Annotated in this window: 11 protein-coding genes; 2 read left to right on the top strand and 9 right to left on the bottom strand. The window is 37.2% G+C overall.

Translation table 11 applies throughout. The features are described 5' to 3' along the window. Positions 1-18: 18 nt before the first annotated feature. The 3 genes from ezrA to rpsB form a co-directional block, all read right to left on the bottom strand. Positions 19-1,749 carry a septation ring formation regulator EzrA gene (gene ezrA, locus RT41_RS06910; RefSeq protein ID WP_096818412.1) on the bottom strand — a complete coding sequence of 577 codons (1,731 nt, stop codon included), beginning with the start codon at positions 1,747-1,749 and terminating at the stop codon, positions 19-21. Between the two features lie 190 nt (positions 1,750-1,939). Next, entirely contained in the window at positions 1,940-2,965 is a 1,026-nt protein-coding gene (tsf, locus tag RT41_RS06905) for a translation elongation factor Ts (protein ID WP_096818410.1), read from the bottom strand. Between the two features lie 124 nt (positions 2,966-3,089). Then, positions 3,090-3,857: a 30S ribosomal protein S2 gene (gene rpsB / locus RT41_RS06900; RefSeq protein ID WP_054639608.1), complete on the bottom strand. Its 768-nt coding sequence runs from the start codon at positions 3,855-3,857 to the stop codon at positions 3,090-3,092. A gap of 293 nt (positions 3,858-4,150) precedes the next feature. Between rpsB and RT41_RS06895 the strand changes: the two genes are divergently transcribed. Next, complete coding sequence (locus RT41_RS06895; protein ID WP_054639676.1) at positions 4,151-5,173, top strand: lactonase family protein; 1,023 nt, start codon at positions 4,151-4,153, stop codon at positions 5,171-5,173. Between the two features lie 223 nt (positions 5,174-5,396). Then, positions 5,397-8,087 carry a bifunctional acetaldehyde-CoA/alcohol dehydrogenase gene (gene adhE / locus RT41_RS06890; RefSeq protein WP_096818409.1) on the top strand — a complete coding sequence of 897 codons (2,691 nt, stop codon included), beginning with the start codon at positions 5,397-5,399 and terminating at the stop codon, positions 8,085-8,087. A gap of 104 nt (positions 8,088-8,191) precedes the next feature. On the opposite strand, the gene RT41_RS06885 is transcribed toward adhE, so the two are convergent. From RT41_RS06885 to coaD, 6 genes are all read right to left on the bottom strand, one after another. Then, complete coding sequence (locus RT41_RS06885) at positions 8,192-8,671, bottom strand: hypothetical protein (RefSeq protein WP_054639610.1); 480 nt, start codon at positions 8,669-8,671, stop codon at positions 8,192-8,194. Further along, positions 8,664-8,939 carry a hypothetical protein gene (locus tag RT41_RS06880; RefSeq protein ID WP_054639611.1) on the bottom strand — a complete coding sequence of 92 codons (276 nt, stop codon included), beginning with the start codon at positions 8,937-8,939 and terminating at the stop codon, positions 8,664-8,666. The genes RT41_RS06885 and RT41_RS06880 overlap by 8 nt, the downstream gene beginning before the upstream one ends. Positions 8,940-9,099: 160 nt before the next feature. Further along, positions 9,100-9,960 carry an Rgg/GadR/MutR family transcriptional regulator gene (locus RT41_RS06875; RefSeq protein WP_096818407.1) on the bottom strand — a complete coding sequence of 287 codons (861 nt, stop codon included), beginning with the start codon at positions 9,958-9,960 and terminating at the stop codon, positions 9,100-9,102. A 174-nt stretch (positions 9,961-10,134) separates the two neighbouring features. Then, on the bottom strand, positions 10,135-10,986 hold the full coding sequence (locus RT41_RS06870; protein WP_096818405.1) for a helix-turn-helix domain-containing protein: 852 nt from the start codon (positions 10,984-10,986) through the stop codon (positions 10,135-10,137). A gap of 57 nt (positions 10,987-11,043) precedes the next feature. Then, the gene (locus RT41_RS06865) at positions 11,044-12,111 is read right to left on the bottom strand and encodes a SepM family pheromone-processing serine protease (protein ID WP_096818403.1); all 1,068 of its coding nucleotides are present in this window, start codon (positions 12,109-12,111) and stop codon (positions 11,044-11,046) included. Between the two features lie 10 nt (positions 12,112-12,121). After that, positions 12,122-12,634, bottom strand: coding sequence for a pantetheine-phosphate adenylyltransferase (coaD, locus tag RT41_RS06860; protein WP_096818400.1), 513 nt, complete (start codon positions 12,632-12,634; stop codon positions 12,122-12,124). Between the last annotated feature and the right edge of the window lie 49 nt (positions 12,635-12,683).

Below are 12,683 nucleotides of genomic sequence, written 5' to 3'. Positions count from 1 at the left end.
TCCCTTTAGGAGAATTTTTTATCTGTATTCTGCTTTCACTTTATCCTTGAAATAAACGCGGGAAATTCTTTCGGCAGCACCTGGTTCAACAGTTTCTAGTGTCTTAGTGATTTCATCAAATGAAGCATTGTAGTTTTGGCTGGCTTCAAATAGATGCATTGATTTAGCAATTCCTATTGCAACACGTTCATCGGTTGTTTTATAGCGGTTAGCATATTGCATCAATTGTTCTGCAAGAATTGCATGGTCTACTAAGTTATCTGTAGCATCTTTCAAAACGTGCATGTCTTCTGTAGAAACATCAACCAAGTGATTAATAGTGTCAATGTTGATTCGCACTTTGTTTAATTCTTTAAATAAACTTTGAACACGATCACCCGTCATGAAGAACAGATCCAAGTAATCTTTTGGCAAGCCTGGGAGATTCTTTTTCTCCACATATCGTTTGATCGTTCTCAACTCTGAGTCAAATTTATCAGCAATTTCTTGTGCTGCTTTTTCTTCATCTTTGAGACCAACTAAGAGATTACTGATTTTCAGTTGATTCTTTTCAATATCCTCAAGTGCGTCAACAACACCATTTACTCGACGAGACAATTGAGAATAAGGAACAGTGTGATCTGAAATATCACGGAGAATTTCATTTACATCTTGATCGAGAGTATCCAGATGTTCTTGGTAACCGCGAACGTAACCTTTCTCATTGCCTGACAAGACATAAGATTGGGTGACGTGATCGATTTCAAGTAGCAGGTTTTTATTATTTTGACGAGTATGTTCGATATACTCTCTGAGTACGCCAGAGCGTTTCTCAACATTGCGACGTGCACCGTATTCTTTTTCAAAAATGGCATAGAGATCTTCAATTTTACCTTGAATTTGCTCCAACTCTGTTTCTACACGTTCGAGTTCAAATTGTTCTAGGTACTCACGGGCATTATTTAAAGTGCGATGCACATCTTCAAGTTTTTCGTCAATATCAATGCTACTTGGGAGGGCATATTCTTCTTCAGCGAATTTTTCATAGGCTTCTTCAAGTTCGGAAACTTGTTTCGGAAGATCTTTTTCAAGTTGTTCGATATATTCAGGGATGTGTTCTGTAATCGCTCTGAGGGCAATAGTATGCTCTTCAGCAGTTTCTAGAACTTCTGCAGCTTCAATTGGATCTCCAGTTGAATTGAGGGTCACAAATTGCGAAAACTCTGTTTCGATGTTGTCCAATTGTTTTTCGATTTCTGTAATTACTGATCCATAGACAGCAGAATTATCAGTGATGTCGTTGCGAAGCGATTCATAGAGGTCTAATGACTCCTGAATTTTATTTGAATTTCGTTTTTCTTGTTCAGTAAGTTTAGCAATCCCATCGCGGATAGTTTTCACTTCATCTTCCATTACTTCAATTTGTCCTTCGCTATCTGCAACGGACTCACGAGCACGGAAAAAGTGGAAAGAATCATTTAAATCTTCCGCTTCAAAAATATGGTTTTCCAATTCAGCAAATGAATTGGATGATAAGTCAATCCATTTTTGGTTCCATTCACGGAAAATGGTCTGAGATTGACCCACTAAATGCATTTTTTTAATTGAATCAATTTCTTCCTGAACAGGAAGGTCGAATAGGTTTTCCTTACGCTCTTCAAGATCTAAAATTCGATTCTCGGTTTTTTTACGCATAACCATTGCGAAAATATAGAAGCCAATGATGATGGCTACGAGTACAACAATCAGGATAATAATAGTACTTGACATGGGTTACTCCAAATTTTTTATTTCACTTATTTAGTTTTGGTTTTTTTAGGTACAAAACCTCGTATATAATTATAGCACATAAAACCTGATAAATACATTATTTTTTTTAAGTATTTTCACAATTTTCAATAAAAAAACCCATCTGGAAGACGGATTTTAATATTTTATTTCGTTTTATTTAAAGAATTGATTACATTCCAGCTTGTGCTGCAACTTCTGCTGCAAAATCATTTTCAGCTTTTTCAATTCCTTCTCCCACTTCAAAGCGTCCGAAGCTTACGACTTTAGCGTTCTGACTTTCAAGGTATTGTTCAACTGTTTTGCTATCATCCATTACATAAAGTTGCGCAAGGAGTGTGTATTCTTGGTCAACCTTTGTGTTATCAACCATGAAGCGAGCCATCTTACCTGGGATAATCTTGTCCCAAATTTTTTCTGGTTTATGTTCAGCAGTGAGTTCTGCTTTAATGTCTTCTTCGGCTTTTGCAATAACTTCGTCAGTCAATTGAGCTTTTGATCCGTAAACAAGGTGTGGCAATGGTGCTTTATCAACCAAAGCACGACTTTCATTGTCAAGGTCAATATCGTGATTCATTTTAGCAATTTCTTCATGAACAAAGGCTGGGTCAAGTTCGGTATAAGAAAGAACTGTTGGGTGCATTGCTGCAATATGCATTGATAATTGTTTAGCCAACGCATCGTCGCCACCTTCGATAACTGAAACGACACCAATACGGCCTTGATTATGTTGGTAAATACCAAAGTGTTGGCTATCCGTTTTTTCAGACAATACAAAACGACGGAATGAAATTTTTTCACCGATAGTTGCAGTTGCTTGGATGAATGCTTGTTCTAATGTTTCTCCAGATTTAGTTGTAAGTGCAAGCGCAGCTTCATTATCAGCTGGTTTTTTGCTAGCAATTAATTCTGCTGTTTCTTTAACAAGTTCTACGAATTGGTCATTTTTAGCAACGAAGTCAGTTTCAGAATTGATTTCTACGAGTGCTGCTGAATTCCCGTCAACGGCAACTCCTGTCAAACCTTCTGCTGTTACGCGGTCTGCTTTTTTAGCTGCTTTTGCAGCTCCTTTTTCATGAAGCAATTCTGCTGCTGCTTCCATATTTCCATCAGTTTCAACAAGTGCCTTTTTAGCATCCATTACGCCTGCACCAGTTTTTTCACGCAATTCTTTTACCATTGCTGCTGTTACTGCCATGAGTATTTTCTCCTTTTATTCGAACATAATCAGTACTTTTTGTCAGTACTGACAGATTTTTTAAATAAAAAGCAGGTAGAGGCGTAGGGCCTCCGCCTGCTTGGTCATTACATTTTAGTAAGAATTATTTGCCTTCAACGATTTCAGCAAGTTCTTCAAGTGATTCTTCTGAAGCAGCTTCTTCAACAACTTGTTCTTCACCAGCATCTTCACCTTGGCGACCTTCAATGATAGCGTCAGCCATTTTAGCAGTAATCAATTTAACTGCGCGAATAGCGTCATCATTTGCAGGGATTACAACGTCGATTGGTTCTGGGTCTGCATTAGTATCAACCATAGCTACAACTGGAATGCCAAGAGTTTTTGCTTCTTTAACAGCGATTTGTTCCGCATGTGGGTCAACGATGTACATTACATCTGGGATACGAGGCATATCAGCAATACCACCGATGAATTTTTCAAGACGTTCGCGTTCTTTGTTCAAAAGCACAACTTCTTTTTTAGGCAATACATCAAATACGCCATCTTCTTCCATCTTGTTGATTTCTTTAAGACGTGCTACACGAGTTTGGATAGTTTTCCAGTTTGTGAGCATCCCACCGAGCCAACGGTGATTTACATAGTATTGACCAGCACGAAGTGCTTCTTCTTTAACAGCTTCAGCGGCTTGTTTTTTAGTACCAACGAAAAGTACAACGGCACCTTCTGCAGAAGCATCTTTCATGTAATTGTATGCATCGTCAACGAGTTTTACAGTTTTTTGTAAGTCGATAACGTGAATTCCATTACGCTCTGTGAAGATGTATGGTTTCATTTTAGGGTTCCAACGACGAGTTTGGTGACCGAAGTGAACACCAGCTTCAAGAAGTTGTTTCATTGAAATAACTGACATTTGAATGTCTCCTTTTAAAATAGTTTTTCCTCTCCTGTCTTTCATCCGCAGCCGCAATACTTGCGTACACCACGACTTCGTCGAGACAGGATGTGAAATGGTTACAGTCCATAAACACAAGTGTCTACAATGCAACTCTATTATTATACACTATTTCCTTTTTCTTTGCAAGTTTTTTCTGTTTTTTGTGCAAGTAATTCTTTTATCTTTATGGACGAAGGCTGTTTGTTCTGTAAGCGCTCATTTTATGTTAAACTATTACTATTAAATTAGAAAAAATGGAGTAAATGCTCATGATTGAAAATTTTCTTATCAGTGGTTACACAAAACGTGAATCTAAAGGGGTTTATCGATTTAATTTGAATACAGAGCGTTCTGAAATGTCAAATTTGGAACTTGTTACAGAAGTGAATGGGCCAACTTATCTGACATTAGATGCTCATAATCATCTTTATACGGTGGCTGCTGAAAATGGCAACGGTGGAACTTCAGCCTTTTCATTTGATGGGAATAAAGGAACTAAACTCAATAGTGTTCTTGCACCTGGAGCTTCGAACTGTTTCGTAGCCGTCGATGAGAAGCGTGGGCTAGTCTATGCTGCGAATTATCATCTAGGAGAGGTTCGTGTTTATAAAAGACTTTCTGACGGACAAATTGAGCTTGCAGATACCGTCAAGCATGAAGATCTTCATGGTCCAAAGCCTGAACAAAAAGGGGCACTTTGCCATTTCGCTAACCTAACACCCGACAATCGTTTAGTTGTTTGTGATTTAGGAAATGATGCTGTGTATACCTACGCGATTAGTGATGATGGTAAATTATCAGATGAATTAATTTACTTCTCAGCACCTGGTTCTGGTGATCGTCATATTACCTTCTCAGCCGATGGAAAATTTGCTTATTTAGCATGTGAACTTGATTCTACGCTTGAAGTCCTAGCTTATGAAAACGGAACTTTTACTTTATTGCAAAAGATTTCAACTCTCCCAGAAACACATACTGGGTTTAATGGTGTTGCTGCAATTCGTCTGACTGCTGACGGTAAATTCTTGTATCTTTCAAACCGTGGACATGACTCTATCGTTACTTTTAAAGTTGCTCAAAATGGCGCTTCTGTCGAAAGAATTGGTTGGACTGCTACGGAAGGAAATATTCCGCGAGATTTCAATTTCAATAAGACTGAAGATTTCATCGTTGTTGCCCATCAAGATTCTGATAATCTCACCCTATTTGAGCGAAATAAAGATACGGGGGCACTGACAGTTGCTCAAAAAGATTTCTATGCTCCCGAGATAACATGCGTTTTACCATATTGATCACCCCTTCTAAAATCACATTAAAAGCACTGAAATTTCCAGTGTTTTTTTATTCTCCCATATCATTTTGGAATCACTTGAGATGTTGGTATGATTAAGTAGATCATTCTTTTTAAAAAGTTTGTTAAAACGATCACATTATCAGTTGACAATTCTAAAACTATTTGTTAAAATATTCACATAAAATGTTAGTGAATCAAATCACAAAGGAGAAATTCCAACAATGGTTAAAGAAAAAAGTAAAGTTGTTGAATTAACAGCTGAAGAAAAAAAGGCTAACGCTGCTGCCTATACTGGGGAATTAGTAAAAAAAGCACATGAGGCCGTTTTAAAATTTGAAGGCTATACGCAACAAAAAGTAGATACGATTGTCGCTGCGATGGCCCTTGCTGCAAGTGAAAATTCACTTGTTTTGGCACACGAAGCTGTCAACGAAACTGGTCGAGGTGTGGTTGAAGATAAAGATACAAAAAATCATTTTGCCTCAGAATCAGTTTACCATGCAATTAAAAATGATAAAACAGTTGGTGTAATTGACGAAGATAAGGTTGCAGGGTCAGTAGAAATTGCAAGTCCTCTTGGTGTTCTAGCAGGGATTGTACCAACAACGAACCCAACTTCAACAACGATCTTCAAATCTTTATTGACGGCCAAAACACGAAATGCAATTGTCTTTGCTTTCCATCCTCAAGCTCAGAAATGTTCTAGTCATGCTGCAGAAATTGTTTATAAAGCTGCACTTGAAGCAGGCGCTCCTGAAAACTTTATTCAATGGGTTGAGATCCCAAGCCTTGACAACACCTCAGCACTTATTCAGAACACTGGAATTGCCACAATTCTTGCTACGGGTGGGCCAGGAATGGTCAACGCTGCATTGAAATCTGGAAATCCTTCACTTGGTGTCGGCGCCGGAAATGGTGCGATTTATATCGATGCAACAGCAAATATCGAACGTGCTGTAGATGATTTACTACTTTCAAAACGTTTTGACAATGGGATGATTTGTGCAACTGAAAATTCGGCTGTAATCGATGCGTCTATTTATGATGTTTTTGTAGAGAAATTGCAAGTTCATGGTGCTTACATGGTTCCAAAAACAGATTACAAGAAAATTGAAGATTATGTTTTTGTCAAACGTGAAGATGGGTATGGTGTTACAGGACCCGTTGCTGGTCGTTCTGGTCAATGGATCGCTGAACAAGCGGGCGTAACTGTCCCTGAGGACAAAGATGTACTCCTTTTCGAATTAGACAAGAAAAATATCGGCGAAGCGCTCTCATCTGAAAAACTTTCACCGCTCCTCTCTTTATATAAATCTGAAACGCGTGATGAAGGTATTCAAATTGTACGTGCTTTGCTCTCATATCAAGGTGCTGGACACAATGCCGCCATTCAAATCGGTGCAATGGATGATCCATTTGTAAAAGAATTTGGCGAACGTGTTGAGGCTTCACGTATTCTTGTCAATCAACCTGATTCAATTGGTGGCGTAGGTGATATTTATACTGATGCAATGCGTCCATCACTTACACTTGGAACCGGTTCATGGGGGAAAAATTCGCTTTCACATAATTTGAGTACATATGATCTTTTGAATATTAAAACAGTGGCTAAACGTCGTAATCGCCCACAATGGGTTCGTTTGCCAAAAGAAATCTACTACGAAAAAAATTCTATCAGCTACTTGCAAGAATTACCACACGTTCACAAAGCGTTTATCGTTGCGGACCCAGGGATGGTTAAATTCGGCTTCGTTGATAAAATTTTAGAACAACTCGCTGTTCGTCCTGTTCAAGTTGAGACGAGCATCTACGGTTCTGTTCACCCAGACCCAACCCTTTCTGAAGCGATTGCTATTGCACGTCAAATGAAGGCTTTCGAACCTGACACTGTCATTTGTCTTGGTGGGGGCTCCGCACTTGACGCTGGAAAAATTGGCCGCTTGATTTATGAGTATGATGCTCGTGGCGAGGCTGACTTGAATGATGATGCATCATTGAAAGAGCTTTTCCAAGAATTAGCTCAAAAATTCATTGATATTCGTAAACGTATCATAAAATTCTATCATCCTCATAAAGCACAAATGGTTGCTATTCCAACAACATCTGGTACTGGTTCAGAAGTTACTCCATTTGCTGTCATTACTGACGACGAAACTCATGTGAAATACCCACTTGCGGATTATCAATTGACACCACAAGTTGCCATTGTTGACCCTGAATTTGTTATGACTGTTCCACGTCGTACTGTGGCTTGGTCAGGAATTGATGCACTTTCACATGCACTTGAATCTTACGTTTCTGTTATGTCTTCTGACTATACAAAACCCATTTCGCTTCAGGCCATCAAACTTATTTTTGAAAATTTGACCGAGTCATATAACTACAATCCAAGTACACCGACCAAAGAGGGTCAAAAAGCGCGCGAAAACATGCACAATGCGGCAACACTTGCTGGGATGGCATTCGCTAATGCATTCCTTGGAATTAATCACTCCCTTGCACATAAAACAGGCGGTGAATTCGGTCTTCCTCATGGGTTGGCAATTGCGATTGCGATGCCCCATGTAATCAAATTTAATGCAGTCACCGGCAACGTAAAACGGACTCCATTCCCACGTTATGAGACTTACCGTGCACAAGCCGATTATGCAGAAATCTCACGTTTCATGGGATTTGCAACTAAAGGTGATTCAGACGAAGCTGCAGTAGAAAACTTAATCTCTGAAATCAAAAAACTGACGGATAGCATTGAAATTGACATCACTCTATCAGGAAACGGAGTCAAAGAAGATCACCTTGAACGTGAACTTGACAAGCTTGCAGACCTCGTTTATGATGACCAATGCACGCCAGCCAATCCACGTCAACCTCGAATCAGTGAAATTAAACAACTCCTGATTGACCAACTTTAATTAATGCTCTGCCTGACTCTTTCTTTTGTCACTAGTGATGAAAGGGGGAGTTTTTTTATAAAAAAGTCCTTCCATTACTGACAAGACTGACCATTTATATAAAATTATTCTTTACTTTGACGGACGTTAATATATATCCAGATGACCGTCACAAAACTGAGTAGTGTTGATATAAAGTACCCCCAACCCAATGTATGCCAGAGTATAACGAACTTAACTGATTGACCTGACAATAATACTTCAATGAATAAAGAGCACGCTAAGCAAACGGCAGCCACTGCTATCAAACTGGCAAGAACATAGGCGAAGCTCTCCAATCGTTTTCTAAATGCGAGATAAATTATACAAAGAAACAAGAATAAAAAGAATGAACTCACGCTAATATAATTTTTAGCACTTGCCACTAAGTTTGAATTAAATGTGCTTAGGATCAAATTTGACAAGCCTGTTGCCTGATTTACACCAACTGGCATAACAACATCAAAATATGGGAGTTGGAAGCTTAGAATAAAGCCAGCCAAAAGAACAAAACCAGAAATACTTCTATACATTGCAAAAGAGATCAGATTTTTCATTTTATCCATAGTAATAATAAACTCCAGTTTTCAAATTATAGGTCACACTTTGCCCAGTAGTAAGATCTATGTAGTAAATATAATTTGAATCTTCCCCTGTTTCACGTAAGACATCCGAGTTTCCTCCAGTTAAGGCTTCCTGCATCAAAGGAGCAATGCCTGTTGTTGTATCTGCACTTGCTTTGAGGGCCAAGCCAAAAGCTAAAATTGTCATAGTTACAATTGAGAGGAGACCAATTCTAATAAGTTGCGATTGAATTTTAATTGAATTTTCCATGATTATTCCTTTTTATAGTTTTCAACCCTAAGGTATTTGTTTTGAATAACGACATTTCAATTTATTTAGCTCCATTGGACTCAGCCCCTTTCCTTTTTTTGAGTTAAGTTTAGCACAGTTTTAAGTCTCAAGAAAAATTTTTGGAATATATAAAATTTGCTTATATTTTATCAATTTCTTCAAAAAGAATTCTCGATTCTATCAAAAAGCCATACTGTTCTAGAGTCTTGGCGCAATTTATCATGCCTTGCTTGGAAGCTTTGTGCTGCAAAAATTGGTAATGAGCACGATGATATGTCAATGTAATTTTCTCATAAAAGAAATTGGGACCAATCTCCAGTTCATTTAAGTAATTAATGTACTTTTTAGCAAAAATTAAGTTGCCTTTTTTCAAAAAAGCATCAATAATATTCAAATAAGTCCCAATCACCAGTTGTTTATTCAGATGCATGTTCCAATAAAAATTGGTTCGACCTAGTAAGTAGCCGGCGTAATATTTCAATGCTTCCTCATCAAAAAAACGCAGGCAATTTCCAAAAATCCAGATTTCAAAGCGCCCCCACTCCTTGACATTGTCAAGATAATCCATTAAAAATGTAATGTTTTCTTTAAACACAACTGAACCTTTCACCGCAGAAATTACGGATGACACAACGATTTCATTAATCTTATTGCCTATTAAATCGGGTTCATATTTTGCTTTATCTTTCCAAAAAAACAACCATTTTTGAAGCGTCATAAGGTCTCTTTTCTGATAAGCCTGTGCTAATTCTTGATGAAATTCCATGGTCTCCGCTAAAATATAGTCATTATATACATGTTGAAATTCATCAAGATAAATATTTGCGTGTTCAAGGAGTTTGAAAAATTTACCGACTGTAATGTCTGTCTCTCCTTTTTCAAATTTAGAAAGTTGGGACTCGGTAAACAATCCTCCAGTCATTTCTCTTAATTTCAGCTGTTTATTTTTCCGTACAAATAACATGGTCTGTCCTATTTTAGGATCAAAGCTTTTTTCCAAATTTACTCCTTTGTTATATATTCTAAAAATTACATTAATGCTATTTTTATTATAAAATTTAATTTAAATAAAGCAATGATTTGAATATGAGCAATAATAAAATGGGTTAAGAAATTTCTAACCCATTTTATTATTTAATTGGTTGGTTGTGCAAGAATTTCTCATATAGGAAAACTAGAGCTTCTCAATTTCTTTGTATAAAATTTCAGCCTCAATAGAGTAGCCATATTTTTCAAGATCATGAACACAATCATACATTACCAGTTTGCTATCCTTGTGACCTAGCAGGTAGCGATAACGTGCCTCTTGATAACGGTAAGTGATTGCCTCATCAAAAAAATCTATTTTAATCCCAATATTTTTGACATAGTTTAGATAATTCAGTGCCTGAGGTAAATTATGACGATCAAGCCAGGTATCTACTAATTTTAACATGGTCCGTAAGACCATTTGTTGATTCAAATGGATATTTTGATAAAAATTAGCCATTTCAAAAACTTGATGGCCGTAGTGTTTTAGCATGTTATCATCCAAATAATTTTGCACAATACTGAAAATAAACAGTTCATAACGGCTCCATTGGCTAACTTTGTCAAGATAAGTAACAATATATTCTAGACTTCCAGATTCAATAGATAAACCTGCGGTTTCCTGCAATGATATTTGTACGGCGGCTTGATTCAATCGATTAAATTTTTTTTGCGGCTCTTTTTTTACTTGCTCCGTCCAATAATTAAGCCATTTTTTCATTTTATTCAAATCACCAATTCGACGCGCTGCACCCAGGTCATTATGAAAAAAATAATCTTCTGAAAACTGATAGTTTTCGTACATATCTTGAAACTCATCAAGGTCAATTTGGGTATTCTTCAATACCTTAACAAACTTGTCAATGCTTAAATTTGATTCTCCTCGCTCAAATTTTGACAACTGAGCAATCGAAAATTCACCTGCAGTCGCATCTTTCAAAGTTAATGCCTTATTTTCACGAAGCATTGCAAAAGTAGGTCCAATTTTTTTATCCATGTTCAACCTTTCTCATATATTCGAATATTAAACTTGAAAAATCCAGTAAAAACTGGATTAATCATTAATTTTCCCTGTTTCAAGATAAGTAATTGCATCTTGCAAAGTCTTAACAGGAATAATCTTCATTTTCGTGTTTAATTTTTTTGCAGCTGCTTTGGCAGCCAAATAATTATTATCATCTGCTTTTTTACTCCCAGAATCGGGGACAAGGAAAAGGTTGGCGCCTTCTTTGCTTGCCGTAGCAATTTTCTTATCAACGCCACCAATTTGACCAATTGACCCATCTGAATTGATTGTTCCTGTACCAGCAATTTCACGGCCGTCTCGTAAATTTTTGCCCGTGATTTGACTATAAATCTCTAGCGTAAACATCATTCCAGCACTTGGACCACCGATTTGACCTGCATCAATGGTAACTTTCGGCGTCGTAATCACTTCAGTGTGATCAACTAAACTGATGCCAATTCCCGTTTTACCAGTTGAAATTTTAACAAAATGTCCGTCAAAACTATGATTTCCACCATCAATTCTTGTAACTTTAATATTAACTGGGTCGCCAACTTTTTGCTTCTGGATGAACTTCATCATTTCTTCAGATGACTTGAATGATTTTCCATTCACTTCGGTTACCGTGTCAGCAATTTGTAATTTATCATTGAACGTTGAATTTTTTGAAATGTCAAGCACATAAACGCCATCGTATTTCAATTCATAGGGCATTTTTGCTTGTTTGAAAGCCTGATAAATAGCTGTGTTTTGTGCCGTCTGCATATAGAATTGATTCACTAAATCATATTGTGAGTTCGACAAATTCCCCATCAGATCTTCTGCACTATAAATCGTTGCAAACGAATTAAAATGAGCATATATCATCATCGCTAAGTTGGCCTGTGCAATTTCAACGGTCGTCAAATAAAAATTTCCTTTTGACTGATCCTTTTTACCATCAACTTTGACCATTTGATTCACGGATTCTGTCGTTCCAGGGACTTCAATGTAATTATTTGTCGGAACAATTAGGGCGATGACTGCAAGAATTGGTAAGCCAATCATTAATATGCGTTTTAATAGTTTACTTCTCTTTTTTGAATTTAGAGAAGGAGTTGACTTTTCATTTTTCATTATTTTCTCTTTATTTTATCTCGTTTTTCAATTTTTTGCGGAGTTTTTCAATTTCATGCGCCACATTTTCTGGAACCCACTGACTCACATCTTGTCCGAATGCTGTTAATTCACGCATCCGAGTTGAATTCAGGAATTCAAATTCAGGCTTTGCCATAAACAAGATCGTTTCCACATCCGTCATCGCATGATTGAAAATCCACATGTTTTTCTCATATTCCAAGTCGGTTGCATTTCGAACTGACCGAACTAAAGCTGTTACGCCTAGTTTTTTAGCAACATTAACGGTCAAATCAGATTCATGACGAATGACGGTTACATTTTCTAATTCTGTCAGTCCTGATATTGTTTCTCTAATCATTTCGACACGTTGATCAGTCGGAAACATCGGATTTTTTTGGTCATTTTTAAAAATCCCAATATAAAGGTGATCAAATTGTTGACTTGCACGTTTAATAATGTCTAAATGTCCATTTGTCAAAGGGTCAAAAGTCCCTGTATAAAGCCCTATTCTCTCAATCATACTACTCCTTTATTCAGCGATGTCAATCAAGTTTACGATCCTGTCAACC

The sequence above is a fragment of the Lactococcus fujiensis JCM 16395 genome, assembly GCF_002441655.1.
Lineage (GTDB): Bacteria > Bacillota > Bacilli > Lactobacillales > Streptococcaceae > Lactococcus > Lactococcus fujiensis.
The sequence above is the reverse complement of the archived record's forward strand: the minus strand, read 5'-3'. Positions and strand labels throughout refer to the sequence as shown.

Excerpts from the sequence above, each read along its gene's own strand:
- ezrA (WP_096818412.1), bottom strand. The coding sequence starts at position 1,749 with ATGTCAAGTACTATTATTATCCTGATTGTTGTACTCGTAGCCATCATC.
- tsf (WP_096818410.1), bottom strand. The coding sequence starts at position 2,965 with ATGGCAGTAACAGCAGCAATGGTAAAAGAATTGCGTGAAAAAACTGGT.
- rpsB (WP_054639608.1), bottom strand. The coding sequence starts at position 3,857 with ATGTCAGTTATTTCAATGAAACAACTTCTTGAAGCTGGTGTTCACTTC.
- RT41_RS06895 (WP_054639676.1), top strand. The coding sequence starts at position 4,151 with ATGATTGAAAATTTTCTTATCAGTGGTTACACAAAACGTGAATCTAAA.
- adhE (WP_096818409.1), top strand. The coding sequence starts at position 5,397 with ATGGTTAAAGAAAAAAGTAAAGTTGTTGAATTAACAGCTGAAGAAAAA.
- RT41_RS06885 (WP_054639610.1), bottom strand. The coding sequence starts at position 8,671 with ATGGATAAAATGAAAAATCTGATCTCTTTTGCAATGTATAGAAGTATT.
- RT41_RS06880 (WP_054639611.1), bottom strand. The coding sequence starts at position 8,939 with ATGGAAAATTCAATTAAAATTCAATCGCAACTTATTAGAATTGGTCTC.
- RT41_RS06870 (WP_096818405.1), bottom strand. The coding sequence starts at position 10,986 with ATGGATAAAAAAATTGGACCTACTTTTGCAATGCTTCGTGAAAATAAG.
- RT41_RS06865 (WP_096818403.1), bottom strand. The coding sequence starts at position 12,111 with ATGAAAAATGAAAAGTCAACTCCTTCTCTAAATTCAAAAAAGAGAAGT.
- coaD (WP_096818400.1), bottom strand. The coding sequence starts at position 12,634 with ATGATTGAGAGAATAGGGCTTTATACAGGGACTTTTGACCCTTTGACA.